The organism is Phenylobacterium sp. VNQ135, assembly GCF_049445735.1.
Lineage (GTDB): Bacteria > Pseudomonadota > Alphaproteobacteria > Caulobacterales > Caulobacteraceae > Phenylobacterium.
The window spans coordinates 487,506-512,620 of sequence record NZ_JBMSDS010000001.1 but is presented as its reverse complement, the minus strand read 5'-3'; the positions used below and the strand labels follow the sequence as shown (position 1 = coordinate 512,620).

The following is a 25,115-nucleotide window of genomic DNA, read 5'->3' as shown; positions in this document are numbered from 1 at the left end:
GTGCCGATCACACCGCCTCCGACAATCGATCCGGTTCCGACCCCGGTCCCGTCGACCGATGACCCGAGCAACTTCGACGTTCGCGCCGACAACATGCTGGCGTGGTTCCCTGGCGGCATCGAGGCCATCAACGAGGTAGCCGCGGCCACGAACCAGAACGCTCAAGAGGCCTTGGGAAGCGCCAACGCTGCTCTCGCCGCGCAAGCAGGCGCCCTAGCCACGTCCACGAAGGTCGCCACCAGCTATTCCAACCTGACGCTGGCTGCTGGCGTGAAAACGGTTGTCCTGCAGGAGACCGGCCGAACGCTCGAAGACGATGAGCAGGTGGTGTTGATCTACCTGGGAGACGTCGAGAACCGCATGATCGGTTCAATCGACGCCATCGCCGGCCAGACGTTGACCGTCACGGTCGCGGAAGGCGGCGTCATCGGCTCCGGTGGACCTTACAATCGATGGGCGGTGATCTCGGCCTCTCTGCTGGGCGTCGGCGCCAGCGTGGAGGAGGAGCGGGCGGGCGAGTCCAAGATTGTCAACTCGACGCCGGGGTCTCGAACCCTGGCCCAGGCGGCGCAGACGCTGACCAGCGCGGCGACGGTAGCTTGGGATGTCGCGGAAGGCGCGAACGCCCGCCTGACGCTGACCGGCAACCACCAGATCGGCGAGCCCTCCAACCTCAAGGACGGGCTGATCTACACGCTGGACGTCAACCCGGCGACCTACACGCCCACCTGGAATGCCATCTGGGACTTCGGCCCGGAGAGCGCGCCCTACCTGCGCCCGAGCGCCTGGACGAAGGTTAGGGCGCAGTACAACGAGGATCGGGACAAGCTTGAGGTGATCCGCACGCCTGTGGGCTGGATCCAGATCGCATCGCAGGCGGCCCCCGGCGGGACCAGCGCGATCGACTTCACGAGCATCCCGCAGGGCTACAGCGATTTGCTGGTGGTGATCGAGGGTGCGAGCACCGCTTCCGGCATCTCGGACGTGAAGCTGTCCGTGGGGCGCTCCAGCTTCTCCACCGCCCAGGCGATCAGTCCCTCACCGTCTGGGGCTTCCGGCGCCTTCTATGGCTCGGTGCTGATCCCGCACTATCGGGAGGATGCGGGCTCGGTCCTTGGCGGGGCTGGCGTTCACGCCTCGGACAACTCGCTGATCCTGCCCGGCAGCTTCACGCCGCTGGGCGCGACCTGGCGCGTGGCCAGCGGGATTGAGCGCGTCCGCATCTCCGTCGCGTCGGACACCTTCGACGCCGGAACCTTCACTCTCTACGCGAGGCCCTGAGCATGTTCGTGAGCACCGTCGTGAACTGCGAAACCGGGGAAGCCGAGCTGGTCGAGCACGACGAGCTTCCTCCGGTGGAGCGCCGCCTGATCCCCAAGTCGGTGATCCAGGAGCGCGTGAACGCCATCGGCAAGTTGGGCGCTGCGTTCGCCGTCCTGCAAGCCGACCCCATCAGCTTCGGCCGCTGGTTCGCCCCGGACTGCCCGAACGTCTACTTCGACGACGAAGGCCTGCTGGCCGTCCTGACCGAAGCCGGCTGCACCGAGGCCGAGATCGCCGCCATCGTCGGCTGATCGGAGAGATCCATGACATTTCGCATCGGAACTGTCCCCGGGCCACTGCCCCGGGGCGCGGACCTGTTCGTGCCGCCTGAGGGGGCGGCGTGGGTGGTCAGCGATGAGGACGAAGAGACCTACTACAGCGATCCCAACGACGGCGCGCTGTACTACTCGGAGGGCGAATAGATGGTAGCGCGCAGGCCTCTCTCGGAGGCTCCAGAGTTCGCGGCCGTGCTGGCGGCGCAGGATGTTGTCCTAGAGGCTGAGACGAACGTCGAGATCGCGGCGGCGCAGGTCGAGGAACTGGCGCCGCAGGTCGAGGCGAATGCGGCAGCAGCGCAGGAAGCTGCGACGAAGCTCGTAACGATCCCGGGGCGGTTCGGAATGGCCCTTGGTGCGCTTCTGCCGTCGGGCCTGGTGCGCCTGCTGAAGCCGGACGGCACGCTGGCTCCGCAGAAGTTCCAGGCTCCGGCAGGATCGATTGACGGCGCAGCCCTGGGCGGTGCGTTCTGGTCGAACCCCACGGAAGTCGAGGCCGGCACCGAACCCGCCAAGTCGGTCACGCCTGCGGCTATGGCGAGCGTGACCGCCACGGCGTTGCGCATCGGTCCGCGCGTCGATACGGCGCTGCCGGCCCAGTTCGACACGGCTCTGGGCGTTCAACTGCCCAGTGGCCTCGCGCGGATCTTCAAGCGCGACGGCACAATGGCCCCGCAGAAGTTCGCCGCCCCGGCGGGCAGCATCACGCTCGACATGCTGGCGCCGGATGTCGCGGCTTCCATAGCCGCCATGGCCCGTCAGGTGGCGGACCCCAACCTTTATCTGGTCGGCGACAGCATCACGGCTTCGTTGCGCTGGGGTTTGCTGCTGGGCACGGCGCTGGGCCGCACGGCCACGAACGGCGGTATCGGCGGGCAGACGTCGATCCAGATCCGCCGGCGCTTTCTCGGCGCGCACATGGTTGTGTCCGGCGGCTCCGTCGCGGCGGGCTCGAACAGCGTCACCAGCATCGAGGGCGCAGCCCCGGCTGGGACGGCGACGGCCCCGAGCACCAACGCCATGTTCCTCTCGACGGCCGCCGACAACGCGGTCCGCAGTTCGACCGGCACCTTCTACGTGACGGGGACGGACATCGCCTTCCGCGGCACGGTGACCCGCACGCCCAGCGGCGGGCCGCCGTCGACTTCCGAGACCTACACGATCACGCCCGAAGCCTCGACGGTGAACCCCATCGCCTGCCCGGATGGCCTCGACTTCGTGCCGGATGTCTACGGGGCCTGGCGCAACAAGATCACCACCCTCTGGCTCGGCCGGAACAACTACAACGCCTACACCACGGTGCTCGCGGACATCGCCGCCATGGTCGCCGCACGTCAGGAGGGCGATGACCGCTACCTGGTCCTGCCGCCGCTGAACGGCAACTACGCCAGCGAGTACAGCGGCACGGGCGCCAACTATCACTACTTCACGGACTACGAAGCCGACCTCGCCGAACTGTACGGCGACCGGTACGTGCCAATCCGGCGCATCCTGATCGACGACGGCTTGGCGATCTGCGGGATCACCCCGAGCGCTGGCGACCTGACGGACATCTCCCGCGACATCGTTCCCCGGTCGCTCCGCACCGACGATGTGCACCTGAACGACTACGGGAACTTCGTGGTCTTCCTCACCCTGCTCCGCAAAAACCTAGAGATGGGCTGGTAATCACATGAGCGACAACGGAATTGCCCTGCAGCCGGCCATGGCCGCGGCCGCCTTCGATCCGGCCCTGATGGCCTATGATCCGGTCATTAACGACGGGACGGAGTTCTTCTTCGACTTCACGCGCGACATCTCCAATCCTCACGCGGACGGCGCGCTTGCGAGCGGCGCCACCTTCCGCAACGTGGCGCGGGGCGGTGACACCACGGTCAACTATCCGGACGCCACCCTGACCGCCACGGGTTGGACCGTGCCGACCGGCAAAAAGGGCGTCAGGTCGGATGGCGACGTGGCCGACCGGCTCGACCTCGGCAAGACCTACCGGCACGGGATCGACGGCAACCACTTCGCGCGGACGATCGCGCTGAAGGTGCCGGCGAGCGGCTACGACGCGGGCGCCTATCAGACGGTGGCCAGCCTGCTCAACAGCAACACCACGGACGCTGAGTGGTACGTCGACCTCGGCGCGGATGGGCAGACGATCCGTATGATCCTGCAGGATGCGGTTCCGACGACGAAGAGCGTCACGCTGACCTCGCTCGAAACGCTCGGCGTGCTGAACTTCCTGACCTTCGGCTGGAACGGCACCCAAGCGCAGTTCTACGTCAACGGCGTCCTCAAGAGCTCCGTCGCCATGACGAGCGTCTATGGCGGCGCCATGGGGCAGAATACGCGTCTCCGCGGCGACGCGATCGTCGACTTCTTCCTGTTCCACGGGGAAGACCTGACGCTCTCCGAACGCTCCATCGCCGATGTCGCGGCGGACCTCTACGACACGCACTATGCGCGGATCGCGGCCCTGATCGCGTAGCGGAGTAGCCGACACGAAGGGGTCGAACTCCGCGCCGGCCTGCCGAGTTGGGCTTTCGGGGACGAAAGGCTCGACGGTCGCAGCTAAGCCGAAGGCATGTCCGGGAGCAAGATGGCCGACGCGATGCGACTTCGCGCCGGCCGTGCCGCGCGAACCGGAGGGACTGCGCTCGGCATCTAAGCAGGCGCACCGGACGCGCAGGCCGTCAACCGCCTCAGTCGTCCTCCGGCGCTGTGTTCCGATAGTAGTCCTCTCCAGGTCCATCCGGACCAACCATCCGCACAACCGACTGTCCCGGCTCGTCAGGCTAGGTGAGCTGTAGCCGTCCACCTTCAGGCGCGGCCCAGTCCAACAGCACTTGGCACATCGACGTGCCCCGCCTGTCCTGGGATCATCACCAGGAACTCAGGATCAAACGCTGAGAGCGCTGCGAGCAGTTCGCGCACCTTCATAGATCGCTCCCGTACCCGCCCGGCGTCGTCGGCATCCCTTTTACCCCTCAGTTCAGGATGGAACGATGCCTCACGCGGCATGGCTGGCGCTTGCCGGCCTCTTTGTGACGACGCTGCTGCAGACGGCCGCCTTCGCCTTCTTCATGGGCCGGCTCTTCCAGAAGGTAGAGGTGCTGGAGAAGGGCGCCGCGGGTGAGGCCGGCGTGACCGAGAAGGTGATCCGCCTCGAAGTCGAGATGAAGCACGCGAACGATCAGCTCGCGAGCATGAACCGCCACATCGAAGGCGTGAACCGGCAGCTGGCCAACCTCGCCACCAACAAGGCCTTCCGGCCGCTGCTCACCGACCAGGGCACCTGACATGGAACAAGCCACCGTAAAGACGGTCGAGCACGCTGAGGCATCGCGCCTGCCTGAGCCGCAATGGTTCTGGCGCCGCTGGCTCATCTACGGCTGCACCGTCGCCTCGCTCGTGATCCTCTCGGCCGTCGTCTGGGCCGTGCTGCGGCACGTCCCGCCGCACCTGCCGACTTACCAGCTGATCATCCGCTACAGCTTCTACACCGTCTGGGCCGCTGTGTTGCTCTACGGCGTCGGGGCGTCCGTCACCGACGTCGCTCAGCTGGTGAGCGCGGTCCGGACGACGCGCAAGGAGACGCTGACGACAGCGCCGCCCCCGGTTGCGATCCAAACGCCGGCCGCGACAGTGAAGGCCGGTGAGCCTGAGCGCAGCCTGGAGGACCCGGCATGAGCCGGGAGGCGCTGGAGGCGATCCGAGAGGGCGCCCAGGCCGCTCGTGACGCCCTGGACGACGTCCTGAGGCGGATCGATGCCGAGCTGCTTCGAGATCGGCCCGTCGTCCACAACGTCGACCCGCAGCTGGTCGCGGACCTGAAGCGCGATGAAGGCCTGCGACTGGAGGCCTATCCGGACCCGCTGAGCGGCGCTGAGCCCTGGACGATCGGTTACGGCCATACAGGGCCGGAGGTGCATCGGGGACTGATCTGGACAGAGGCCCAGGCCGAGGCCGCGCTGCTGGCTGACATCATCAAGCACAATGCCGAGCTCGCCGCCCACTTGCCGTGGGTGGATCGCCTCGACCCCGCCCGTCTGCGGGTCTTGCAGAACATGGCCTTCAACCTCGGCGTCGGCTTGCCTGGCGGAAAGAAGGGTCTGCTGGGCTTCAAGAACACGCTCGGGATGATCGAGCGCGGCGAGTACGAGCGCGCCGCCGACGCGATGCTCAAGAGCCTGTGGGCCAAGCAGGTGAAGGGGCGGGCGGTCCGCCTCGCCGAAACGATGAGGACTGGCCGATGATCGCCACCGCCTTACTGTGGATCCGCTCCAACAAGCTGCTGTCGGCCGGGCTCGGCTTCTGCGCCCTCCTGCTGGCTGCCTACGTCGCATGGCTCGTCGCCGTGCATGTCGGCGAGCGCCTGGAAGCAGCCCGTCAGGCCGAGCGCAGGGCCGCCGCGATCACCGAAGCCGTGACGATCGACGCCGCGGCCAAGGAGGTCGCCGCCGAACAGAGGCTGGCCGACGCGAGACGCCTCGACGCCCTGCAACGTGAACTGGAGAAGGCCGATGACCAGGAAGACGACACTCGCCCTAGTGCTGCTCGCCTCGCTTACCTGTGCCGCGTGCGCGCACAGCAAGCCGGAGGTGCATCAAAGCTACCCGAGCCGTGCCGATCTGCTGGCGCCCCCGGAGCCGCGAGTTCCCGATGAAGCCCTGACGTCGGAGAAGGCCGCCAACGACTACAGCGCGGCCGTGCTGACGTGGGGCAGGGACCTTGAAGCCCAGGTCGACCGCCTCTGCCGGTGGGCCGTCTCTGTGGGCATGAAGGACATAAGCTGTCCCGCGCCCACGCGATGACCACGCCGGCGGGCCTACGCAGCATCACCAGGGTTGAAGGCTCACGCCTCCCCGAACGAAGGCCCTCGGTTCACGCCGGGGGCCTTTTGCGTTTCCGCCTCCCGTTTGGCCCTCAGCCCAACGTGACGCGCCGACGTGTCGTCCATGTGGTCTACGATGCCCTCGGAGCCGCCGCACGATCGGCACCTCAGCCGCTCGGCCAGCTCACCGACGGTGGCGTATTGAGGCAGACCTGGAAGGTCCGCCGCCGCCCACTCCGCGATGTGCCCGCAGGCGCACCGGGCGCGCAGGATCCAGCCGCAGCGAGCCAAATGGCCCACCGTGTAGTCCCTGAGGAGCGCGCCGGGGACCTCAAACGTCATTCGCGGGGGACCAGGCTCAGCGACGGCTTCGGGCGGCGGATCGGCTGTAGGAGCGTCACCCGTCCGCCTTCACCCACGATCCCGACGATCGGGACCATGGGGGTGGGTTTCGCGCCGGGAGGTGGGCGGTTGTCGTTCATGTTCTGGAAATGTTCACGGGGGACATGGCAAGTCAAGGCGCTCGGCCTAGCGCGTCGCCTCCCACGAATCTCCCAACCAGAGGTCGATGTTCGCGGAACGTATCAGCACGAAACGACAAAAGCCGGAGAACCCTTTCGGGCCTCCGGCTCGTCTAAGTGCCTTGAAAGACAAGGCTTATTGATGGTGCCGCCGGGCAGGATTGAACTGCCGACCTCAGCCTTACCAAGGATGCGCTCTACCACTGAGCTACGGCGGCGAAGGCGGGCGCTATAGCGGGCGAGACGCGGCTCGTGAAGCCCCAATCGAAAGCAAGGCCGCTTGACGGGAGAGACTTCGCGCCGCACCCCTCCGGCATGGACCACAAGGACCGCACCGGCAAAGCGCCCGCGACATCGAAGGAAGCCAAGCTTGCTGCAGCTTTGCGGGCGAACCTGAGGCGCCGAAAGTCCGGCGGCGCGGTTAGCGAAAAGCCGTCGGCCAAGAATCGGCCGGCCGACTGAGGCCATTGCGCCGTTCGGCGCGCGCGTTAGATATCGGCGCAGGGCGACGCGGCTCGGCGCCCGCTTACGAAGGAACGGGATTGGACCGCATCGCCATCACCGGCGGCGCACGGCTGGAAGGGGAAATCCCGATCAGCGGCGCCAAGAACTCGGCCATCAAGCTGATGGCGGCCAGCCTGCTGACCGAGGAGCCGCTACGGCTCACCAACATGCCGCGCTTGGCCGATACCCGGTTCCTCGGCAAGCTGCTGCAGCGGCTGGGCGCCGATGTCGTCGAGCGCGATGGGCCGGAGGGCTCTGAAACCCTGCTCACGACGCGCGAGATCGTCAGCGGTTTCGCGCCTTACGACCTCGTTCGTCAGATGCGCGCATCATTCAACGTGCTTGGTCCGCTGCTCGCGCGCTCAGGGCAGGCGAAGGTCTCGCTGCCCGGCGGATGTACGATCGGCGCGCGGCCGGTGGACCTGCACCTGCAGGCGCTCGAGGCTCTCGGCGCGCGGATCGATCTGCACGAGGGCTATGTGTATGCCCAGGCGCCTCGGGGGCTGAAGGGCGGCGAGATCGATTTCCCGTTCGTATCGGTGGGCGCCACCGAACATACTCTGCTGGCGGCCGTCCTTGCGGACGGCGAGACGGTGGTTCGCAATGCCGCCTGCGAACCCGAGATCGAAGATCTTGCGGACTGCCTCAACAAGATGGGTGCGCGGGTCTCTGGCGCGGGCACGTCTGAAATCCACATCCAGGGCGTCGGCCGGCTCTCGGGCGCGACGCATGCCGTGTTGCCGGATCGCATCGAGACGGGGACGTACGCACTCGCCGCCGCCATGGCCGGCGGCGAGGTGCGCCTGACGCGCACGCGGACCGATTTCATCCAGGCGCTGATCGACAAGATGGTCGAGGCCGGTGTGGACGTGACGCCGCACAACGACGGCATGACGATCAAACGCAACGGCGGTCGTCTTCGCGCCGTCGAGGTGGAAACCGATCCCTATCCGGGCTTCGCGACGGATCTGCAGGCCCAATTCATGGCGTTGATGACCCTGGCGGACGGCGAAAGCGTTATCCGTGAGACGATCTTCGAGAACCGTTTCATGCACGCGCCCGAACTTCGTCGGCTCGGCGCCGACATCACCGTCCACGGTGGCGAGGCCAGGGTCCGCGGCGTGGCGGCGCTGGACGGCGCGCAGGTGATGGCGACGGACCTTCGCGCCTCGGTCAGTCTCGTGATTGCGGGTCTGGCGGCGCGAGGAGAAACGGTCGTCAATCGTGTCTATCATCTCGACCGCGGCTTCGAACGCCTCGAAGAGAAGCTCGGCGCGTGCGGCGCCCAGGTCCGCCGGCTGAAAGGCGACGGCGAGGCGGAGGAAGAATAGGGATGGCCGACACTGCGCCGCTCCGGCTCCTCGCGCAGGACGCCGACGACCTGGCGATCCTCTCGGCCGCTCTTCAGGACGCCGTCGGGAAGGTCGGCGATATCGACTACGAGCCGAAGGCTCGCCGCCTGACGGTGGCGTTCAACCGGTTCCGCTGGGAGGCCGGCGTCCGCCAGCGGGTGCGATCCGCACTGCAGTTTGGCGGCGTCCTGAAGGTCCAGACGCGGAAGGTGCGACGCGAGCGACCTGAAGCGGTGGTCGAACTCCTCGCCCTGACCTTCGAACCGGCGGATGCGCCGGGCGGCACGGTGACGCTGAGCTTTGCCGGCGGCGGAGACCTTCGTGCCGAGGTCGAATGCGTAGACGCGGTCCTGGCGGACCTCTCCGACCCGTGGCCGACGCCCCGCACCCCGGGTCACGACGCCTGACGGCATAGCGCCGAGCCGCGGGGGCGGCTAAAGAGGCGCGCCATGCGCCGCTTCGCCTACACAGACCCTGATTTCCAGGCCGCCTTCGCCGGTTTCGTGGCCGAGCGCCGAGACACGCCGGAAGACGTGGACGCGATTGTGCGCGATGTGCTGGCGGCGGTACGCGCAGAGGGGTTGCCTGCGCTGCTCAGGTTCGCGCGCGAGTTCGATCGCATCGAACTGACCGAGGCCACCATCCGCGTGACAGAGGACGAGATTTCGGCGGGGGCGGCCGCCTGTCCAAGCGAGGTTCGTGACGCGATCGCATTCGCCGCGCAGCGCATCCGCGCGTACCACGAACGTCAGCGGCCCGAAGATCAGCGCTTCAGCGACGAGGCAGGGGTCGAACTCGGCTGGCGATGGACCCCGCTCGAAGCGGTCGGAATCTACGTCCCCGGCGGCCGCGCCGCCTACCCCTCCACCGTGCTGATGAACGCCGTGCCCGCCGCTGCGGCCGGCGTTGGACGGATCGCTATGGTGACGCCGCCGGGCCGACTCCAGCCCCCGGTGCTTGCCGCGGCCCAGGCGGCGGGCGTGACCGAAATCTGGCGCGTCGGCGGAGCCCAGGCCGTGGCCGCGCTTGCCTATGGCGCCGGTCCGATCCTCCCCGTCGACAAGATCGTCGGTCCGGGCAACGCCTTCGTCACGGCTGCCAAGCGACGGGTCTATGGCGTCGTTGGTATTGATGCGCTGGCCGGGCCTTCCGAGATCGTGGTCGTCGCGGACGCAGCGAACGATCCCGCCTGGATCGCCGCCGATCTGCTGTCGCAGGCCGAGCACGACCCGGCGGCCCAGTCGATCCTCATCACCGATGACGCGGGTTTCGCCGATGCCGTGGCGCTCGCTGTGGAACAGCAACTCGACACACTGTCCACCGGCGCGGACGCGCGCGCGTCATGGCAGGACCACGGCGCCATAGTGATCGCGCCGCTGGACGAGGCGCCCGCGTTGGTGGACCTGATTGCGCCGGAGCATGTGGAGTTCGCGTTGGACGCGCCGGAGCGCCTGGCCGATCGCGTCCGCCACGCCGGAGCCATCTTCCTGGGTCGCCACGCCCCCGAAGCCGTGGGTGATTACGTGGCGGGATCCAACCATGTCCTGCCCACCAGCCGTGCGGCCCGCTTCTCCTCGGGCCTGTCACTGTACGATTTCCTGAAGCGCACCTCGATCATCAAGTGCGACGCGGCGTCCTTCGCCCGGCTGGCGCCGGCGACGATCGCGCTCGCCGAGGCGGAGGGCCTGCCGGCCCACGCACGGTCCGCGGCCATCCGTCTGGGCCGAAGCTGAACAGTCGTTCGGGAAGCTGAACAGTAGCTGTCTGAGCCGCTCCGAACCGGTTCAGGCAGCGCTTCGTACCTTCGCATCATCGGATCAACGCGAAGGACGGAGATCATCATGCGCAATTCGATGAAGACCTCGATCGGCGGCGGCGCGGCCGCAGTGATGCTGGCAGGGGCCCTGGCTCTGGGCGGCGCCTCGTCGGCGAACGCGGGCGTCACCGGCTGCACGGCGCCCGGCGGCAAGCAGGAAGTGGGCGCGGTGATCGGCGCCCTGGCCGGCGGGCTGATCGGCAACAAGGTCGGCGGCCGCCAGCCCGGCCTTGAGACCGTCGTCGGCGCGGGTGTCGGCGCGGCCGCGGGCTCGGCGATCGGCTGCGAGTTGCAGAAGGACCGCGCACAGAACGGCGGAACCTACATGCGGAACGGCTATCGGCTCTCCTCGGATGTGGCGCCGGCAAGCTACAGCCGAATCGGCCGGACCTTTGTGGTGACCGACTCCGTCAATCTGCGTGCGGCGCCGACTACGAACTCGTCGCGGGTCGGCCGCCTGCGGGCCGGTGAGCGCTTCGAGGCTCTGGCGCACGTGCGCGGAAGCGACTGGATCCTGGTCGGGCAGGGCGGCGTCGGCGTCGGATATGTCCGCGACGACTTCGTGCGGCCGGAGGGCCGGCGGTACGCCTACGGCTACTAGGTCCGAAACTTGAGAGAATGACGCCCGGCGCGCCCCGCGCCGGGCGTTTTCTTTTATCTGTGCCCAGGGTTCGGAAGGTGGCGGGATGACGCGGCCCCCCAGTTTGCAATAAAGCTCGCGGCAATCCTCCGTCCGGACCCAATGGCTGACGACGCGCGTAACAAGCACCGCCTGCAGAGCGTGGAACTCGACGAGGAGTCGCTCGCGGCGGTCTCCCGCGACCAGGAGCAGGAGCGGCAGATCGCCATCTTCGATCTGCTGGAGGAAAACTATTTCGCGCCGGAGGGCGCCGACGGCGGTCCCTACGACCTGCGGATGGGTCTGGTCGACAACCGACTCGTGCTTGACGTGCGCGGCCCGTCCTACGAGAGGCGCCACATCCTCTCGCTCTCCCCGTTTCGCGGGCTCATCCGCGACTACTTCATGATCTGCGAAAGCTACTACCAGGCCATCCGCAATTCCACGCCGCAGCAGATCGAGGCTTTGGACATGGGTCGACGCGGCCTGCACAACGAAGCCTCCGAATTGCTGCGCACGCGTCTGGCCGGCAAGGTCGACACCGATCTCGACACGGCCCGCCGCCTCTTCACCCTCATCTGCGCGCTGCACTGGCGGGGATGAGCGGCGTCATGATCGACGAGACCCGCCGGCTGCCTGACGCCGTGCTCTTCGCCTGCAATCTGAACCGCGTGCGCTCGCCTATGGCTGAGGCCTTGCTCAAACGCCTTCTGGGCGACCGGGTATTCGTCGACAGTTGCGGGCTCCGCGGCCCCGCGGACGGATACGACGAGACGGAGATCGACCCGCTGGCGGTGGCGGTGATGGCCGAAGTTGGCTGCGACGTGTCCGGCCACGAGGCCAAGACCTTCGAGGATCTGGAAGACGACTCCTATGATCTGGTGATCTCGCTGACGCCGGAGGCGCATCATCGGGCCGCCGAGACGGCGCGCGGTCGGGCTGTTCGGATGGAGTACTGGCCGGTTGCCGATCCGACGCTCTGCGAAGGCTCCCGCGAGGCCAGGCTCGACGCCTACCGCCAAGTGCGCGACGCCCTCGCAGCCCGCATCGCCGAGCGCTTCGGAAGCTGAGCCTGCGGTTATCGACCTCCCGAGCGCTCCTGGGCTATATTCGACACGAGAATCCGGCTCGCACCCTGCAGGCGCGAGCCGTCGTTTTATGTCGATCAGGAAGCCTGCATGGCCAAGGAAGAGCTGTTGGAGTTCCCCGGCACCGTCAGTGAGGTGCTGCCTAATGCAATGTTCCGCGTGAAGCTTGAAAACGACCACGAGATCATCGCCCACACCGCCGGCAAGATGCGCAAGAACCGCATCCGCGTCGCAGCAGGCGACAAGGTCCTCGTCGAGATGACGCCGTACGACCTCACCAAGGGTCGCATCACCTTCCGCGTCCGCTGAGCGGCACAGGGACGAACACTTGCCGCCAACGCCACGCCTCGTCCTGGCCTCCGCGAGCCCCCGCCGGCTGGAACTGCTCCGTCAGATCGCCCTTGAGCCGGACGCCATCGACGCGGCCGATCTGGACGAAAGCCCCCGACGAGATGAGACGCCGCGGCAGCTGGCCGTCCGGCTGGCCTCGGCTAAGGCGGTGGCGGTCGGCGCGCGACATGCCGACGCCTTCGTGCTCGCCGCCGACACGGTGGTCGCCGTCGGCCGTCGTGTCCTCCCAAAAGCCGAGAGCGAGGACGAGGTGCGCGCCTGCCTCCACTTGCTCTCGGGCCGAGGCCATCGCGTGCTGACAGCGGTAGCCGTGTCCGCGCCCAACGACCGCCGTGCTGTCCGGCTCGTGGAGAGCCGGGTGCGGTTCAAGAATCTCTCCCATGATGATGCCGAAACCTACGTCCGCTCGCGCGAGGGGCTGGGCAAGGCGGGCGGCTATGCCGTCCAGGGGCGGGCAGGGGCGTTCGTGACATCGCTGCACGGTTCGTATTCAGGCGTGGTCGGCCTCCCGCTCTACGAAACGGATTGCCTGCTGACCGGCCTCGGCTTCCGACGGCCATGAGCGTTCGCCGTCTCTACCTCGACCGCGGGATCGGAGAGACGCGCGGCGTCGTGACGCTCGACGACCGTCCGGAGCGGTTCATCATCCGGCGGAACGGCGACGACGAGCGGCTGCTCCTCGGCGCGCGCTTGGCCGCGCGGGTGGAATCGGTGGAGCCGGCGCTGAACACCGCCTTTTTAGACTTGGGCGACGGCGCAGAGGCGATCCTTCCGTTCAAGGCGGACGCTCGGCCGATCCGCGGCGCCATCGTCGAGATCGAGCTTCGAAGCGAGCCGCGTCGGGGCAAGCTTGCAGTCGCCCGCCAGATCGGTCCCGCCGAGGGGACGCCCAGGATGCTCACCCCGCCGCCGCAGGTGGCTGAAGTGCTGCGAGCTGCCGCACGGGATGCGGAGCTGGTGCAGGGCGCAGAGGCGAGGCGAACCGCCGATGACGCGGAGGCCGAGGCTCTCGAGATCGTCCACCCGCTGCCTGGCGGGGGCACGCTCGCCATCGAGCCGACGCGCGCCTTGACCGCGATCGATGTCGACCTCGGCGAGCGCAAGGGAGACGCAAAGCGGATCACGCGTCAGGCGAACATGGAAGCTCTGAGGGAGTCCGCGCGACTGCTGCGCCTCAAGGGCCTTGGAGGCCTGGTTGTCCTCGATCTGGTCGGGCGCGGCCACGACGGCAACGCCTTGATGACCGCCGCCCGGACGGCCTTCGGCCCCGACAATCCGGGGGTGGCGATAGGACCCGTTGGCCGTTTCGGAACCATGGAGATCTCGCTCCCGCGGCGAGCCTGTCCCGTGCTTGAGCAACTTCGCCGTGCCGATGGCGCGCTCTCGGACCGCACGCTCGCCCAGCGCCTCGTGCGGCGCCTGCAGGCGGAGGGCGAAGCGCAGCCCGGTGCGCAGTTGAATGCGATCTGCGCGCCCGATGTCGCCAAGGCCGCCGAGCCGTTGATCGCGGAACTCCGCGAACGCATGGGCGCCCGGTTCTCGGTGAGCGCCGATCCAAGCCACGCGCGCGACCACCTGGACGTGGGCCGCGCATGAGCAAGCCAGGGTGCCCGATCTGCCGCAAGCCGGCCGATCCGGCCTACCGCCCGTTCTGCTCCCGACGGTGCGCGGACGTCGATCTCCAACGCTGGTTGGCCGGCGTCTACGCCGTCCCGACCAGCGAGGATGAAGGAGGAGCGCAGGACGATTTCAGCGACGAATGACGCAGGCGCGAAATGTGTGCGTGGGCTCGCTGGACTTCCCGGATCGCCTCTTTTATAGACGCGGCTCCCGCGACGGCGGCCTCAGGCCTGGGTAGCTCAGTTGGTAGAGCAGCGGATTGAAAATCCGCGTGTCGGTGGTTCGAATCCGCCCCCAGGCACCACTTTCCCCGTATCCACGCACTCTGTTCTGAGATCGCAGTTCATTCAGTTGCTGCGCCGCAGCATTGTAGCCGCTCAATTGATGGTTAGGCGAGTGGCAGACTGCGATCGCCTAGTGTGCAGCGCACAATCATCCCGCCTGACACAATAATTTCGCCGAGCCACGCAAGCTTCTGCCCCTTGACGCCTCGATAAGGGGTTGTCAAAGGACCCGAGCCGCACGTCTAACAAAGCGGTAAGACTTCGGTTTCCTCACGGGAGTTCGAGGTCGCCCGCCTTCGTAACGCCAAGTCCCACGTAAGTTGGGAGGGCGCGTTCGGGTCGGGCGCAGCGACAGCGGCTCTGGGGCCTCGGCCGGTTTTATAGCTGGTGGGGGCGCCGGGCATGTTCAACTAGGGTGGAGACGCTCTCGCGCGACGACCCTCCGGCCAATCGTGCTAGACCAACCAGGAACTGGCGACAGATGCTCGACAACAAACTGAAGACTCCTTTCATCGCTCTCGTCGGCGCCGTTGCGCTGATGGCGAGCGCGCCGGCGTTCGCTCAGGACGCCGCCCCGGCCGCGCCTGCCGCCGCCGACGCCGCTGCGGCCCCGGCCGCCGCTCCTGCCGCGGCTCCGGCCGCCCCTGAATCGGCCGACCCGCCGACCATGAAGCACGCCGGCAAGCTGAACGTCGGCACCATGTTCATGGACGCCGACCCGGTCGTTAAGGTCATCATGATCGGTCTGGCGCTCGCCTCGGTGTTCACCTGGACCATCCTGGTGACCAAGATGCTCGAGTTCCGCTCGCTGAACCGCGTCACCGACAACTTCCTCGAAAACTTCCGCGGCGCGAAGTCGATCAACGACATGAACCGCATCGCGATGTCGGAAGAGTTCGACGGCAACCCGCTGGCCGACATGGCCGCCGCCGCCGCTCAGGAAATCGAACTGTCGCGCCAAGCCGGCCTGCAGATCACCGGCGAACACCGCGACACCACGCTGATGCGCGCTTCGGCCGCCGTCGGCGCCGTGCAGGCCTCGCTTGCCCGTCGCCTCTCGGGCGGCATGCAGTTCCTGGCCTCGGTCGGTTCGAACGGCCCGTTCATCGGTCTGTTTGGCACCGTGTACGGGATCATGAACTCGTTCATCGGCATCGCGAACACCAACACGACCAACCTGGCCGTCGTCGCGCCCGGCATCGCCGAAGCGCTGCTCGCCACCGGTCTGGGCCTCTTCGCGGCCATCCCGTCGGTTATCTTCTACAACTTCTTCCAGACGCGGATTTCGGCCTACGGCGCCCGCACCGAAGGCTTCATCGCCGAACTGATGAACGCGATCTCCCGCCAGCTCGACAAGGGGGCCTAAGCTAGATGGCCGCCAAACTCTCGAGTTCCGGGGGGGCGGACCGCTATCAGGAAGAGCAGAACGCCGAAATTAACGTCACACCCTTCGTGGACGTTATGCTGGTTCTTCTGATCATCTTCATGGTGGCCGCGCCTATGGCGGCCGTGACGGTCAAGGTGGCCCTGCCGCCCGCCGTCGCACCGCCGGGCACGAACCCGCCGAAGCCCGTTTACATCTCGATCCAGTCGAACGGCGGGATCTTCATCCAGGATTTCCGGACCGATCTGGCGACCTTGGGCGACGATCTCCGGACGCAGCTGGGCGGCACGCGCAATCCGACGAAGGAACGGATCTTCATCCGCGCCGACAAGGACGTGCTCTACGGCGACTTTATGGGCGTGATGAACATGCTGCAGGACAACGGGTTCTACAGCGTGGCCCTGGTCGGCGAAGATCAGTAGGTGGTGACCCATGGCTGAGACATCACCTAACGAAGCCGTCCACGTTCGGCACAACCCGTTCGACGACCCGAAGCCCAAGCGCAGCAAGGGTGTGACGGTCGCGATCGCCCTGTCGATTGCGGTTCACGCGGCTCTGGGCGTCTACCTCTGGAAGACGCGCTTCGAGCCGAAGTACAAGGAGTACTCGGACGAGGTGACGGATGTGGCGCTGATCAAACCAGTGCCGCCGCCGCCGCCGCCGCCGCCTCCGCCGCCGCCGCCGAACACGCCGCCGCCGCCGCCGCCAAAGCTGCAGCCCAGGCCGCCGGTCGCGGTGCCGGACATCCCGTCGATCCCGCCTCTGCCGGTTCCGCCGGTTGAGCGTCGGATCGAAACGCCGGAACCGCCGCGGGCCCCGCCGCCCGAGCCGCCGCGTCCGTCGGTGATCACCAACCCCGACTGGCAGCGTCGCCCGTCGGCCGAGGACCTGGCCCGGTACTATCCGGACCGGGCTCAACGGATGGAGGTCTCCGGCAGCGCCACGATCAGCTGCACCGTGAACGCTCGCGGTACGCTGGATGGCTGCTCGGTCGTGTCGGAAACTCCGGCCGACATGGGCTTCGGTGAAGCTGCGATGCGGATGAGCCGCCTCTTCAAGATGCGGCCTCAGACCAAGGACGGTCAGCCGGTCGACGGCGGCACGGTGCGGATCCCGATCCGCTTCACGCTGCCGGACTAAGGCTGAAGCCTGACAAGACGAGAGAGCCCCGGTCGCATCAGCGGCCGGGGCTTTTTCTTTGTCCGTCAGGCCGCGGCCGGGGCGGGCGCGGGATGGCGAGCCAGGGGCTTGAGCCCCAGTGGAAGCCGAAGGGCCGGCACAGCGAGCGCCAAGCCGCAGGTCGCCAGACAACTCGCCACGGTGATCCCGAGTATCGCGCTCGCTTCGGCGAGTGGCGGCAGGCCGGCGGGCTTCAGCAAATGGCCGGCGAGGACGATCGCGGTCTGATGGATGATGTAGAACGGGAAGACCGCCTCGTTCAGCGTCGAGAGCAGGCGGGCCCCCTTGCGGACGTAGCGGCGGGCGAATCCGAACAGGGCGCATATCACAGCCCAGGCGTAAGCTTCGCGCACGAAGGCGAAAGCCGCGCCCGGCCAGCCTGGCGCATCTTCCACGCCCTGCCTCGCCAGAACTGAACCGACTATCGCAATGCCGATGGCGACCGAGAGGCTCCAGCCTCGCGCCTTCTGCAGCCGCTCCCACGCGTCGTCACGTCTCGCGAGCAGCACGCCCAGCAGGAAGGCGGTTCCGTATTGCAGATGCCCATAGCCGTCGGCGAAGACGATGTGGGTCTCGCCCCATGCGCGGCCGGCGGTAGCGAGGTACGTCCCGAAGGCAAGCACTGGGACCAGGAAGAGGCCCCCGCCGCCGAGCGTTCGGGCGGCAAGTCGGTCCAGGCGCGGCAGCAGCGGCGCGGCGATCGCCAGCACCATCGTGTAGACCCAGAGATAGGCGACGAACCACAGATGGTTGTAGGTCGGCAGGATGATCCCGAAACTGGGATCGAACGTTAGGTAACGCGGCCAGAAATCCAGGAAGCCGCCGGCATATCCATTCTTCTCCACGACCTCGGCCCAGCTTTGCGGGGCGACGATCACGAGCATCCCGAACAGCAGCGGGATAAGCAGGCGCTGCGACCGCTGAGCCGCCAGGCGGCCCGCCGTGAGCCGTTCCATCATGAACCGCGTGGCTGCGCCGGAGATCACGAACAGCAGGGTCAGGCGCCAGGGATTGAGCAGACCCATCGGGAGCTCAAGCGCCGGCACGATATGGTCGCTCTTCACGTGCCATCCCCAAGGCACGTAGAACATCCCCAGATGGTAGAGGATCAGCAGCATGAACGCTCCGACGCGTAGGGCGTCGAGGTCATGCCGACGGGACGAGGCGGACATTTTGGCGGCTCCAGGTTTCGACGCCGGTGTTGATGCCGCGCGTGCCGCAGCGGCGGCCACCGCCTTGGGTCGTCTGGCGGCGCTGCCGTGACGTCTGGAGCAGGCTCAGGGATGAGCGGTGGCGTTGCAGGGATGAGCGGTCGGCGGCGCGATGCGCTGTTCGTCGCGGGCGTGCTGGTGATCGGCGCGGCGATCGCGATCGTCGATGCCTTGAGCGTCACACACGACCTGAGCCAGGCCGGCCGTCCGATCCCGCTCTGGGAGCCGCTTGTGTGGGAGTTCACGAGCGTCACGATGCTGGTGATGCTGACGCCGCTCGTGCAGGTTCTGACGCGTCGGGCCACGCCGATGCAGTCGCCGTGGCGGCTCGCGATCCCTCTGCATCTTGCGGGGGCTCTGGTGTTCTCGCTGGCGCACGTCACCGGCATGGGCGTGCTGCGCTGGGCCATCTACCTCGGCGTCGATCAGGTCTATCAGCCGTTCGGACCGCTCTCGGAGTTCCTGTACGAGTTCCGCAAGGATATCCTGGTCTATGTCGCTCTCGTCGGGCTCTACGCACTCTGGATGCGTCTGGCGCCAGGTCGCACCACTTCGGCCGCTGCGGCCGTGCTTGAAGTCAAAGATGGGGCTCGACGGATTTTCGTGCCGGTCGCGGAGATCGTCATCGTCGAGGCCGCGGGCAACTATGTGGAGCTTCACCGCGTGGGGCAGCCCGTGCTGCACCGCGCCTCCCTCGCAGACATGGAGCGCGAACTGGCGGGCGCCGGCTTCGTGCGAATTCATCGCTCCCGCTTGGTGCGGCGCGACGCCGTCAGCCGCGTCGAGTCGCGGTCGTCCGGCGATTTCCTCGTGCGACTGAGCGACGGCCGCGAAGTGGCCGGTTCGCGTCGTTATCGCCGGCCTCTGCTGGAGCCTTGATCCGGCAAGCCCGCGCGACTAGAACAGCCCGCTCGTGATGCGCCGCCCTAGCTCAGTTGGTTAGAGCGCCAGATTGTGGCTCTGGAGGTCTCCCGTTCGATCCGGGAGGGCGGTACCATCACAGGGCGTTAAAGAGGCTCGGGAAAGTCCCGGGCCTTTTTGTTCTGGGCGGCAGACTTCACCTTCTTGCCGCCCTTTCTGCCACATCCCGTTCGGGCGCTGTTTTCGCAAGGCGCCACCCGGTCGGCGATCGCGTCCGCAAGGCGTACGCGCTCGGACTGCGGCGGTACCGGACAAAGCTCGACGAGCTCCTGTGTCCCATCATCGGCATCCTCACCCGGGAGTTGGTCTCCGTCGTGAGCTCGAGCTTGGCCGGATCTGCTCGCGCCGGCTGTCGGCAGTACGGAACAGGAATGGCGTCGCCGTGTCACGCGCCCGGCTGCGTTTCGATCTCCTGTCGGCCGATGAGCCGCCGGAGCAGCTCAGGCTGTTCCGGGCGCACCGCAGGCGCCGATCACAAGGGTAGTCTGCGGGAAACGCACTGGGCGCGCCTTGGACATCACCCGGCAGCTCTAGGAACTCGCTGGTGCGCGACTTGCGCAGCGGCAATGGGGCAGAGGCTAACTCAGCAGTCGACTGCTCGCCGCCCAGGTCCGCAGGGTAAGCTTCTGGCGCTCGCGGAAGATGGCCATTGCCTCCGACGTGGGATCGCGTGAACGCTCCCACTCCGCGTGATCACGGTAGCGCGTAAGGAGAAGCAGCCGTCGGCTTCCGGCGCTGCGCTCCGCCTGTGTCGGAGCGGCCGTAAACAGGCCGTAGACCCGCGCATCGAACCGCTGCTCAAAGTCCTGCCAGCCCGCGGCTGAGAGATCCACAAAGCGGGGGACGTCCGGCGCGCGGACCACGAACCATCTGTGCACGTAGATGCCGCCGGTGGGCAGCGGCTGCAGATCGTTCGGTCGGGCGGTGGGCGTCAACATGGCATGATCCCGCAGTTGCGCGCCCCTGACCTGAAACTTCCTCGCGGGATCGGCTTCCGGTCCTCGAAGGAGCAGCATCGCAAGGGCTTCGTTGGTCCATCCGAGTTGCCCCTCGAATGCGCCGACCACCGCGACGTGGCGGGTGTTCGCGACCTGCTGGGCGAAGCGTTGCCGCGCCACGCGTTCGCCTTCGACGAAGAGATATTCGAAGTTCATCTTTGATGCTGGCGCGCTGGTCAGGGTGGCGGCCAGGCCCTGGAGGCATTCGCGTCTATCCATGGCGATAACTTACTTTGAACGCGCCCGGCGCGGCCATCGATAAGAGACGGGCGCCTGCTGGCCCTGCCGAAACGGGCAAGATCGGCGTGATCGGGCCGACGCCACCGGCCTCCTTGGAGCCGAGGGCCCGCGGTCGTATATCCCAGGCTCCAACGGGCGCCTGCCATCCGGCGCGCCCGGCGCGCAAGATGAGGCCCGGGCATGAAGCGCCCCTATCTCGTTCCCCCCTCCACCGGCCTCAAGGCTGATCCGGAGACCGACTCCGTGAGCCAGGCCATCTCGCCGATCGAAGACATCATCGAGGATGCCCGCAACGGACGTCCTTACATTCTGGTGGATGCGGAGGATCGGGAGAACGAGGGCGATGTCATCATCCCGGCCCAGTTCGCCACGCCCGAGCAGATCAACTTCATGGCCAAGCACGCGCGCGGCCTGATCTGCCTGTCGATCACGGCTGATCGTGCACGCCAGCTCCGCCTGCCGCCGATGTCCAGCGACAACCAGTCGGGCCACGGCACCGCCTTCACCGTCTCCATCGAGGCCCGCGAGGGCGTCACCACAGGCATCTCGGCCCACGACCGGTCCCACACCATCGCCGTCGCCGTGGACCCGACCAAGGGCGCCGACGACATCGTCTCGCCCGGCCATGTCTTCCCGCTGGTGGCCAAGGACGGAGGCGTGCTGGTGCGCGCCGGCCATACGGAGGCCGCGGTGGACATCAGCCGCATGGCCGGCCTCGTGCCCGCCGGGGTGATCTGCGAGATCATGAAGGACGACGGCTCGATGGCCCGCCTTCCGGACCTGGTGGCCTTCGCCCAGCTCCATGGCCTGAAGATCGGCACCATCGCCGATCTGATCGCCTACCGCCGCCGCACCGAGCGGCAGGTGGAACGGGTGCTGGAAACCCCGTTCGAGAGCGCCTACGGCGGCAAGTTCCGGATGGTCATATACCGCAACGTCCTGGATCAGACCGAGCACGTGGTCCTCACCAAGGGCCGTATCGAACCCGACAAGCCCACCCTGGTGCGCATGCACCGCGTCGACCTCGCCGCCGACATGCTGGGCGCTGTCGAAGCCCGCCGCACCTATGTGCCCGACGCGCTCAAGGCCATCGCCGAACACAGCGGCGCGGGCGTCGCCGTCTTCATCCGTGACAGCAATCCGCACTGGCTGTCGGAACGCTATGGGCAGCAGGCCGACCACAGCCAGAACGTGCTCCGCGACTATGGCATCGGCGCCCAGATCCTGCTCGACCTGGGGGTTCGCGACATGCTGCTGCTCACGTCGTCGCAAACGGTGCTGCCGGGCTCGGCCGGCTATGGACTGAAGATCCTGGGGCGTGTTCCGCTGGGCTAGGCGCCGGGATATCGAGCGCTCGTTCCGCCCCAAGCGGCGCGCCGTCGTGTGGCGGGCGCCTGCGCGCCCGCCACGGTGATGGCTAGAACTTGTAGCCGAGGCCGCCGGAGACGACCCACGGATCGAGTTTCACCTTGGACTTCACGCCGTTGAAGCGATCGACGGCGTCCGTCTCGAAGAACACCTTCTTCACGTCCACATTGACGCTCCAGCGGTCGCGGATCGCGACGTCGACGCCGGCCTGCAGCGCATAGCCGAAGCCGTCGTCCACCTTCAGGCCGAAGCCGTTGTAGTCCTTCTCGCTGTAGAACAGCATGTAGTTCACGCCGGCGCCGACGTAGGGGCTCACCTGCGAAGCCGGGGCGAAGTGGTACTGCAGCGACACGACCGGCGGCAGCACCCAGGTCTCCTGCACCTTCACGTCCGTCGCGCCGCCCTTGGCGCGGATGGTGTGCTGGGTCGAGCCGGCGATCACTTCGACGGCGACGTTGTCCGTGAAGAAGTAGGTGAGGCCGATCGTCGGCATCACGTCGTCGCTGACCTCCGCCTTCAGGCCCGTGTTGGCGCCGGCCAGAGTCGTGATCGGATCGCCCGCATCCGGAGCGACGACGCTGAGCCGCGTGTTGAGCATGACCGTGCCGGCGGTCTTGGGAGTGAAGTCCTCGGCCTGCGCGGCGCCGGCAAGCAGCAGGCTCGCACCGACGGCGGTCGCGAAGAGTTTGGCGTACATGGAATATCCCCTTTGATGGTGAGGCGGTGTGTTCGCCTGCCTCGTGGGGAAGGAGTCGCAGACGTCGAGCAGCTCCGCCTTGATCTTCCGCAATCTCAGCAGAGCGAGCCCACGCAGGAGGGGACGCTGAGTTTCCGGCGGGTCTTCTTGTCGGCCTTGGACAACGCCTCGATGTAGGCGGCGACGTCCAGAGCGTCGCGGCTCGTGACGAACGTCGGCGGCATGGCGTAGTGATCGCCGCCCTGCACGTCCTGCAATACCTCCTGAAGTTCGGCCGGCGTGAACCGGCCGCCCAGCTCGCGCAGGGGCGGCGCGTGCGCATAGACGCTATCGCCCTTGGTCATGGCGTTGTGGCAGCCGACGCAGTGATTCTGCACGAAGACGCGGCCGCGCAGCACCGCGGGCTTCAGCACGCGCGGCGTCTCTGCCGCGGTCGCCGTCGATGCCATGAGCGCGACGGCCAGAGCGAGGAGCAGCGGTTTCAGATGCGAGCCTTCGCCGCTCTGGGCGCCGGACGCGCTGCAGCGACAAGTGCGGCCAGACCGGCGGCCGCGAGGCCGGCTGCTGCATAGCACCAGCCGCAGTGCGGCTGCTGGGCCCCGCACATGTCGCCCAGGAAGGCCATGTGGCCGCGGGCGATGTCGAACGCGAGGGCGCCGCTGGCCAGCAGGATGACGCCCAGGAGAGCGAACCCCGTCCGCAGCATCGCATCTTCATCGGACGTCAGACGGCGCCGCATCGAGAGATCCTCCAGGATTGTCGAGGTCTTGTCGCGCGGCTCTCCGCGACGGTCGTTGATGGAGATCAAGGCCGACGATTCTCCGGTGCGGCATGGATCGGACAGTCTCTCAACCGCTGTTCGGATCCATGACGCAGGCAGTTGCAACGCGAGAGGAGGCGTCCTTCGACGCCGTCGCTCTCTACACGCTCACAGGGCTGCTTGCCCTGGGGTCGATCCTGGCGACGGCTTTCACGCCCGACCCATCCTTCCGCTTCCACGGCTACGTGATGATCGCGGGCTTCGTGACCGCATTCTGCGTCATGTCCGTGGGCATGGGCTCGGGCCGCTTCCGGCCCGACCCCACACGCTACAACGACGGCGTCGTCCGCGCTGGCGTGATCGCGACGATGTTCTGGGCGATCGCCGGCCTTCTCGCCGGGGTCCTGATCGCCGCCCAGCTGTCGTGGCCCAACGTCTTCTATTTCCCGGAGGCGGGTTGGCTGAACTTCGGCCGCCTGCGTCCGCTGCATACCAGCGCGGTGATCTTCGCCTTCGGGGGCAACGCCCTGATCGCCACCTCCTTCTACGTCGTGCAGCGCACCTGCAAGGCGCGGCTGGCCGGCGGCGCATGGCCATGGTTCGTCTTCTGGGGCTACCAGCTCTTCATCGTGCTGGCGGCGACCGGCTACCTCGCGGGGATCACCCAATCCAAGGAGTACGCCGAGCCTGAGTGGTACGTGGACCTTTGGCTGACCGTAGTCTGGGTCGCCTACCTCCTCGTGTTCCTGGGCACGATCTGGAAGCGCAAGGAACGCCACATCTACGTGGCCAACTGGTTCTACCTGGCGTTCATCGTCACCATCGCCCTGCTGCACGTCGTCAACAACCTGGCGATCCCGGTGGGCCCCCTGGAAGCCAAGAGCTACTCGGCCTTCGCCGGGGTGCAGGACGCGCTCACCCAGTGGTGGTACGGCCACAACGCCGTCGGCTTCTTCCTGACCGCCGGCTTTCTGGCGATGATGTACTACTTCGTCCCGAAGCGGGTGGAGCGGCCGGTCTATTCCTACCGGCTGTCCATCGTCCACTTCTGGTCGCTGATCTTCATCTACATCTGGGCGGGCCCGCACCACCTGCACTACACGGCTCTGCCGCAGTGGGCGCAGACCCTGGGCATGACCTTCTCGGTCATGCTGTGGATGCCCTCCTGGGGCGGCATGATCAACGGCCTGATGACCCTGTCGGGCGCCTGGGACAAGCTGCGCACCGACCCGGTGGTCCGGATGATGGTCGTCGCCATCGCCTTCTACGGCATGTCGACCTTCGAAGGCCCGCTGATGAGCATCCGGGCAGTCAACGCGCTCAGCCACTACACGGACTGGACTATCGGCCACGTGCACTCCGGGGCCCTGGGCTGGGTCGGCTTCATCAGCTTCGGCGCGATCTACTGTCTGGTTCCGTGGCTGTGGAAGAAGGACCGGCTGTACTCGAACCGTCTGGTCGAGTGGCACTTCTGGATCGCGACCACCGGCATCCTTCTCTACATCGCCGCCATGTGGGTCTCCGGCATCATGGAGGGCCTGATGTGGCGGGAGTACACGCCGCAGGGCTACCTCGCGAACGCCTTCGTCGAGACCGTCGCGGCCAAGCATATCGAGAACGTCATCCGGACCGTCGGGGGGCTCATGTACCTCGCGGGCGCGGTGATCATGTCCTACAACCTGTGGCGTACGATCCGCATGCCCAGCGCCGTGAAGACGGAGCTGGCGACGCCGGTCTCGACGCCCACCCCCGCCCTTCTGGCGGCTGAGTAAGGGTCGGGCC

32 protein-coding genes and 3 tRNA genes are annotated in these 25,115 nt (G+C 67.2%); 28 read left to right on the top strand and 7 right to left on the bottom strand.

What is annotated here, in order from left to right; all coding sequences use genetic code 11:
• The 9 genes from ACO2Q0_RS02545 to ACO2Q0_RS02505 all read left to right on the top strand — a co-directional run bounded on the left by ACO2Q0_RS02545 (position 1) and on the right by ACO2Q0_RS02505 (position 6,252).
• Positions 1-1,281, top strand: a complete 1,281-nt coding sequence (locus ACO2Q0_RS02545) for a hypothetical protein (RefSeq protein ID WP_423349902.1) — start codon at positions 1-3, stop codon at positions 1,279-1,281.
• A 2-nt stretch (positions 1,282-1,283) separates the two neighbouring features.
• Complete coding sequence (locus ACO2Q0_RS02540) at positions 1,284-1,574, top strand: hypothetical protein (protein ID WP_423349901.1); 291 nt, start codon at positions 1,284-1,286, stop codon at positions 1,572-1,574.
• Between the two features lie 12 nt (positions 1,575-1,586).
• Positions 1,587-1,745, top strand: a complete 159-nt coding sequence (locus tag ACO2Q0_RS02535) for a hypothetical protein (protein WP_423349900.1) — start codon at positions 1,587-1,589, stop codon at positions 1,743-1,745.
• A complete protein-coding gene (locus tag ACO2Q0_RS02530) occupies positions 1,746-3,266 on the top strand; it encodes a hypothetical protein (RefSeq protein ID WP_423349899.1) in 1,521 nt (506 codons plus the stop codon). It begins immediately after the preceding gene.
• A gap of 4 nt (positions 3,267-3,270) precedes the next feature.
• Positions 3,271-4,074 (top strand): hypothetical protein, encoded by an 804-nt coding sequence (locus ACO2Q0_RS02525; protein ID WP_423349898.1) that lies wholly within the window; start codon positions 3,271-3,273, stop codon positions 4,072-4,074.
• Positions 4,075-4,591: 517 nt separating this feature from the next.
• The gene (locus ACO2Q0_RS02520; protein ID WP_423349897.1) at positions 4,592-4,885 is read left to right on the top strand and encodes a hypothetical protein; all 294 of its coding nucleotides are present in this window, start codon (positions 4,592-4,594) and stop codon (positions 4,883-4,885) included.
• A 1-nt stretch (position 4,886) separates the two neighbouring features.
• A complete protein-coding gene (locus ACO2Q0_RS02515; RefSeq protein WP_423349896.1) occupies positions 4,887-5,276 on the top strand; it encodes a hypothetical protein in 390 nt (129 codons plus the stop codon).
• Positions 5,273-5,842, top strand: coding sequence for a glycoside hydrolase family protein (locus ACO2Q0_RS02510; RefSeq protein WP_423349895.1), 570 nt, complete (start codon positions 5,273-5,275; stop codon positions 5,840-5,842). Before ACO2Q0_RS02515 ends, ACO2Q0_RS02510 begins: the two co-directional genes overlap by 4 nt.
• The gene (locus ACO2Q0_RS02505; protein WP_423349894.1) at positions 5,839-6,252 is read left to right on the top strand and encodes a hypothetical protein; all 414 of its coding nucleotides are present in this window, start codon (positions 5,839-5,841) and stop codon (positions 6,250-6,252) included. Before ACO2Q0_RS02510 ends, ACO2Q0_RS02505 begins: the two co-directional genes overlap by 4 nt.
• Before the next feature lie 506 nt (positions 6,253-6,758).
• On the opposite strand, the gene ACO2Q0_RS02500 is transcribed toward ACO2Q0_RS02505, so the two are convergent.
• A complete protein-coding gene (locus tag ACO2Q0_RS02500; protein WP_423349893.1) occupies positions 6,759-6,902 on the bottom strand; it encodes a hypothetical protein in 144 nt (47 codons plus the stop codon).
• Positions 6,903-7,084: 182 nt separating this feature from the next.
• Positions 7,085-7,159: transfer RNA gene (locus ACO2Q0_RS02495), tRNA-Thr, on the bottom strand.
• 97 nt (positions 7,160-7,256) lie between these two features.
• On the opposite strand from ACO2Q0_RS02495, the gene ACO2Q0_RS02490 reads away from it, so the two are divergent.
• The 15 genes from ACO2Q0_RS02490 to ACO2Q0_RS02420 all read left to right on the top strand — a co-directional run bounded on the left by ACO2Q0_RS02490 (position 7,257) and on the right by ACO2Q0_RS02420 (position 17,099).
• A complete protein-coding gene (locus ACO2Q0_RS02490) occupies positions 7,257-7,403 on the top strand; it encodes a hypothetical protein (protein WP_423349892.1) in 147 nt (48 codons plus the stop codon).
• A gap of 80 nt (positions 7,404-7,483) precedes the next feature.
• Positions 7,484-8,776, top strand: coding sequence for a UDP-N-acetylglucosamine 1-carboxyvinyltransferase (gene murA / locus ACO2Q0_RS02485; protein ID WP_423349891.1), 1,293 nt, complete (start codon positions 7,484-7,486; stop codon positions 8,774-8,776).
• Positions 8,777-8,778: 2 nt separating this feature from the next.
• The gene (locus ACO2Q0_RS02480; RefSeq protein WP_423349890.1) at positions 8,779-9,204 is read left to right on the top strand and encodes a DUF2948 family protein; all 426 of its coding nucleotides are present in this window, start codon (positions 8,779-8,781) and stop codon (positions 9,202-9,204) included.
• Positions 9,205-9,246: 42 nt separating this feature from the next.
• Positions 9,247-10,530: a histidinol dehydrogenase gene (hisD, locus tag ACO2Q0_RS02475; protein ID WP_423349889.1), complete on the top strand. Its 1,284-nt coding sequence runs from the start codon at positions 9,247-9,249 to the stop codon at positions 10,528-10,530.
• A gap of 108 nt (positions 10,531-10,638) precedes the next feature.
• Positions 10,639-11,214 (top strand): SH3 domain-containing protein, encoded by a 576-nt coding sequence (locus ACO2Q0_RS02470; RefSeq protein ID WP_423349888.1) that lies wholly within the window; start codon positions 10,639-10,641, stop codon positions 11,212-11,214.
• A gap of 141 nt (positions 11,215-11,355) precedes the next feature.
• Complete coding sequence (locus tag ACO2Q0_RS02465; RefSeq protein WP_423349887.1) at positions 11,356-11,835, top strand: UPF0262 family protein; 480 nt, start codon at positions 11,356-11,358, stop codon at positions 11,833-11,835.
• A gap of 8 nt (positions 11,836-11,843) precedes the next feature.
• Entirely contained in the window at positions 11,844-12,302 is a 459-nt protein-coding gene (locus ACO2Q0_RS02460; RefSeq protein WP_423349886.1) for a low molecular weight phosphatase family protein, read from the top strand.
• 108 nt (positions 12,303-12,410) lie between these two features.
• A complete protein-coding gene (gene infA, locus ACO2Q0_RS02455) occupies positions 12,411-12,629 on the top strand; it encodes a translation initiation factor IF-1 (protein WP_423349885.1) in 219 nt (72 codons plus the stop codon).
• Positions 12,630-12,648: 19 nt separating this feature from the next.
• Positions 12,649-13,233, top strand: a complete 585-nt coding sequence (locus ACO2Q0_RS02450) for a Maf family protein (protein WP_423349884.1) — start codon at positions 12,649-12,651, stop codon at positions 13,231-13,233.
• The gene (locus tag ACO2Q0_RS02445) at positions 13,230-14,267 is read left to right on the top strand and encodes a ribonuclease E/G (RefSeq protein ID WP_423349883.1); all 1,038 of its coding nucleotides are present in this window, start codon (positions 13,230-13,232) and stop codon (positions 14,265-14,267) included. Before ACO2Q0_RS02450 ends, ACO2Q0_RS02445 begins: the two co-directional genes overlap by 4 nt.
• Complete coding sequence (locus ACO2Q0_RS02440; protein WP_423349882.1) at positions 14,264-14,434, top strand: DNA gyrase inhibitor YacG; 171 nt, start codon at positions 14,264-14,266, stop codon at positions 14,432-14,434. Before ACO2Q0_RS02445 ends, ACO2Q0_RS02440 begins: the two co-directional genes overlap by 4 nt.
• Before the next feature lie 85 nt (positions 14,435-14,519).
• Positions 14,520-14,595, top strand: a tRNA-Phe gene (locus tag ACO2Q0_RS02435).
• A 461-nt stretch (positions 14,596-15,056) separates the two neighbouring features.
• The gene (gene exbB, locus ACO2Q0_RS02430) at positions 15,057-15,941 is read left to right on the top strand and encodes a tonB-system energizer ExbB (RefSeq protein ID WP_423349881.1); all 885 of its coding nucleotides are present in this window, start codon (positions 15,057-15,059) and stop codon (positions 15,939-15,941) included.
• A 5-nt stretch (positions 15,942-15,946) separates the two neighbouring features.
• On the top strand, positions 15,947-16,381 hold the full coding sequence (locus tag ACO2Q0_RS02425) for a biopolymer transporter ExbD (RefSeq protein WP_423349880.1): 435 nt from the start codon (positions 15,947-15,949) through the stop codon (positions 16,379-16,381).
• 10 nt (positions 16,382-16,391) lie between these two features.
• Complete coding sequence (locus ACO2Q0_RS02420) at positions 16,392-17,099, top strand: energy transducer TonB (protein ID WP_423349879.1); 708 nt, start codon at positions 16,392-16,394, stop codon at positions 17,097-17,099.
• 65 nt (positions 17,100-17,164) lie between these two features.
• Here ACO2Q0_RS02420 and ACO2Q0_RS02415 read toward each other — a convergent pair whose 3' ends face one another.
• The gene (locus tag ACO2Q0_RS02415) at positions 17,165-18,310 is read right to left on the bottom strand and encodes an acyltransferase family protein (RefSeq protein WP_423349878.1); all 1,146 of its coding nucleotides are present in this window, start codon (positions 18,308-18,310) and stop codon (positions 17,165-17,167) included.
• Between the two features lie 111 nt (positions 18,311-18,421).
• On the opposite strand from ACO2Q0_RS02415, the gene ACO2Q0_RS02410 reads away from it, so the two are divergent.
• Together ACO2Q0_RS02410 and ACO2Q0_RS02405 are read left to right on the top strand one after the other, a co-directional pair.
• Positions 18,422-19,228: a LytTR family DNA-binding domain-containing protein gene (locus ACO2Q0_RS02410; protein WP_423349877.1), complete on the top strand. Its 807-nt coding sequence runs from the start codon at positions 18,422-18,424 to the stop codon at positions 19,226-19,228.
• Between the two features lie 41 nt (positions 19,229-19,269).
• Positions 19,270-19,346: transfer RNA gene (locus ACO2Q0_RS02405), tRNA-His, on the top strand.
• Between the two features lie 502 nt (positions 19,347-19,848).
• On the opposite strand, the gene ACO2Q0_RS02400 is transcribed toward ACO2Q0_RS02405, so the two are convergent.
• Positions 19,849-20,424, bottom strand: a complete 576-nt coding sequence (locus tag ACO2Q0_RS02400) for a hypothetical protein (RefSeq protein WP_423349876.1) — start codon at positions 20,422-20,424, stop codon at positions 19,849-19,851.
• Positions 20,425-20,688: 264 nt separating this feature from the next.
• On the opposite strand from ACO2Q0_RS02400, the gene ribB reads away from it, so the two are divergent.
• A complete protein-coding gene (gene ribB / locus ACO2Q0_RS02395; protein ID WP_423349875.1) occupies positions 20,689-21,843 on the top strand; it encodes a 3,4-dihydroxy-2-butanone-4-phosphate synthase in 1,155 nt (384 codons plus the stop codon).
• Between the two features lie 82 nt (positions 21,844-21,925).
• Here the strand turns inward: ribB and ACO2Q0_RS02390 are convergent, their stop codons facing one another.
• The 3 genes from ACO2Q0_RS02390 to ACO2Q0_RS02380 all read right to left on the bottom strand — a co-directional run bounded on the left by ACO2Q0_RS02390 (position 21,926) and on the right by ACO2Q0_RS02380 (position 23,312).
• Positions 21,926-22,573 carry an OmpW/AlkL family protein gene (locus ACO2Q0_RS02390; RefSeq protein WP_423349874.1) on the bottom strand — a complete coding sequence of 216 codons (648 nt, stop codon included), beginning with the start codon at positions 22,571-22,573 and terminating at the stop codon, positions 21,926-21,928.
• A 95-nt stretch (positions 22,574-22,668) separates the two neighbouring features.
• Positions 22,669-23,022: a c-type cytochrome gene (locus ACO2Q0_RS02385; RefSeq protein ID WP_423349873.1), complete on the bottom strand. Its 354-nt coding sequence runs from the start codon at positions 23,020-23,022 to the stop codon at positions 22,669-22,671.
• Between the two features lie 32 nt (positions 23,023-23,054).
• Entirely contained in the window at positions 23,055-23,312 is a 258-nt protein-coding gene (locus tag ACO2Q0_RS02380) for a hypothetical protein (RefSeq protein WP_423349872.1), read from the bottom strand.
• Positions 23,313-23,614: 302 nt separating this feature from the next.
• Between ACO2Q0_RS02380 and ccoN the strand changes: the two genes are divergently transcribed.
• Positions 23,615-25,105, top strand: a complete 1,491-nt coding sequence (gene ccoN, locus ACO2Q0_RS02375; protein ID WP_423350513.1) for a cytochrome-c oxidase, cbb3-type subunit I — start codon at positions 23,615-23,617, stop codon at positions 25,103-25,105.
• The last annotated feature ends 10 nt before the right edge of the window (positions 25,106-25,115 follow it).

What these genes read in the sequence shown, in the direction of transcription:
- ACO2Q0_RS02460 (WP_423349886.1), top strand. Translation starts at nt 11,844, where the DNA reads ATGATCGACGAGACCCGCCGGCTGCCTGACGCCGTGCTCTTCGCCTGC.
- ACO2Q0_RS02440 (WP_423349882.1), top strand. Translation starts at nt 14,264, where the DNA reads ATGAGCAAGCCAGGGTGCCCGATCTGCCGCAAGCCGGCCGATCCGGCC.
- ACO2Q0_RS02415 (WP_423349878.1), bottom strand. Translation starts at nt 18,310, where the DNA reads ATGTCCGCCTCGTCCCGTCGGCATGACCTCGACGCCCTACGCGTCGGA.
- ACO2Q0_RS02470 (WP_423349888.1), top strand. Translation starts at nt 10,639, where the DNA reads ATGCGCAATTCGATGAAGACCTCGATCGGCGGCGGCGCGGCCGCAGTG.
- ACO2Q0_RS02535 (WP_423349900.1), top strand. Translation starts at nt 1,587, where the DNA reads ATGACATTTCGCATCGGAACTGTCCCCGGGCCACTGCCCCGGGGCGCG.
- ACO2Q0_RS02515 (WP_423349896.1), top strand. Translation starts at nt 4,887, where the DNA reads ATGGAACAAGCCACCGTAAAGACGGTCGAGCACGCTGAGGCATCGCGC.
- ribB (WP_423349875.1), top strand. Translation starts at nt 20,689, where the DNA reads ATGAAGCGCCCCTATCTCGTTCCCCCCTCCACCGGCCTCAAGGCTGAT.
- ACO2Q0_RS02410 (WP_423349877.1), top strand. Translation starts at nt 18,422, where the DNA reads ATGAGCGGTGGCGTTGCAGGGATGAGCGGTCGGCGGCGCGATGCGCTG.
- ACO2Q0_RS02510 (WP_423349895.1), top strand. Translation starts at nt 5,273, where the DNA reads ATGAGCCGGGAGGCGCTGGAGGCGATCCGAGAGGGCGCCCAGGCCGCT.
- ACO2Q0_RS02490 (WP_423349892.1), top strand. Translation starts at nt 7,257, where the DNA reads ATGGACCACAAGGACCGCACCGGCAAAGCGCCCGCGACATCGAAGGAA.
- ACO2Q0_RS02425 (WP_423349880.1), top strand. Translation starts at nt 15,947, where the DNA reads ATGGCCGCCAAACTCTCGAGTTCCGGGGGGGCGGACCGCTATCAGGAA.
- ACO2Q0_RS02465 (WP_423349887.1), top strand. Translation starts at nt 11,356, where the DNA reads ATGGCTGACGACGCGCGTAACAAGCACCGCCTGCAGAGCGTGGAACTC.
- ACO2Q0_RS02520 (WP_423349897.1), top strand. Translation starts at nt 4,592, where the DNA reads ATGCCTCACGCGGCATGGCTGGCGCTTGCCGGCCTCTTTGTGACGACG.
- ACO2Q0_RS02530 (WP_423349899.1), top strand. Translation starts at nt 1,746, where the DNA reads ATGGTAGCGCGCAGGCCTCTCTCGGAGGCTCCAGAGTTCGCGGCCGTG.
- ACO2Q0_RS02500 (WP_423349893.1), bottom strand. Translation starts at nt 6,902, where the DNA reads ATGAACGACAACCGCCCACCTCCCGGCGCGAAACCCACCCCCATGGTC.
- ACO2Q0_RS02540 (WP_423349901.1), top strand. Translation starts at nt 1,284, where the DNA reads ATGTTCGTGAGCACCGTCGTGAACTGCGAAACCGGGGAAGCCGAGCTG.
- ACO2Q0_RS02445 (WP_423349883.1), top strand. Translation starts at nt 13,230, where the DNA reads ATGAGCGTTCGCCGTCTCTACCTCGACCGCGGGATCGGAGAGACGCGC.
- ACO2Q0_RS02525 (WP_423349898.1), top strand. Translation starts at nt 3,271, where the DNA reads ATGAGCGACAACGGAATTGCCCTGCAGCCGGCCATGGCCGCGGCCGCC.
- ACO2Q0_RS02390 (WP_423349874.1), bottom strand. Translation starts at nt 22,573, where the DNA reads ATGTACGCCAAACTCTTCGCGACCGCCGTCGGTGCGAGCCTGCTGCTT.
- ACO2Q0_RS02385 (WP_423349873.1), bottom strand. Translation starts at nt 23,022, where the DNA reads ATGGCATCGACGGCGACCGCGGCAGAGACGCCGCGCGTGCTGAAGCCC.
- ACO2Q0_RS02480 (WP_423349890.1), top strand. Translation starts at nt 8,779, where the DNA reads ATGGCCGACACTGCGCCGCTCCGGCTCCTCGCGCAGGACGCCGACGAC.
- ccoN (WP_423350513.1), top strand. Translation starts at nt 23,615, where the DNA reads ATGTCCGTGGGCATGGGCTCGGGCCGCTTCCGGCCCGACCCCACACGC.
- ACO2Q0_RS02380 (WP_423349872.1), bottom strand. Translation starts at nt 23,312, where the DNA reads ATGCGGCGCCGTCTGACGTCCGATGAAGATGCGATGCTGCGGACGGGG.
- hisD (WP_423349889.1), top strand. Translation starts at nt 9,247, where the DNA reads ATGCGCCGCTTCGCCTACACAGACCCTGATTTCCAGGCCGCCTTCGCC.
- ACO2Q0_RS02420 (WP_423349879.1), top strand. Translation starts at nt 16,392, where the DNA reads ATGGCTGAGACATCACCTAACGAAGCCGTCCACGTTCGGCACAACCCG.
- infA (WP_423349885.1), top strand. Translation starts at nt 12,411, where the DNA reads ATGGCCAAGGAAGAGCTGTTGGAGTTCCCCGGCACCGTCAGTGAGGTG.
- ACO2Q0_RS02505 (WP_423349894.1), top strand. Translation starts at nt 5,839, where the DNA reads ATGATCGCCACCGCCTTACTGTGGATCCGCTCCAACAAGCTGCTGTCG.
- exbB (WP_423349881.1), top strand. Translation starts at nt 15,057, where the DNA reads ATGCTCGACAACAAACTGAAGACTCCTTTCATCGCTCTCGTCGGCGCC.
- ACO2Q0_RS02400 (WP_423349876.1), bottom strand. Translation starts at nt 20,424, where the DNA reads ATGAACTTCGAATATCTCTTCGTCGAAGGCGAACGCGTGGCGCGGCAA.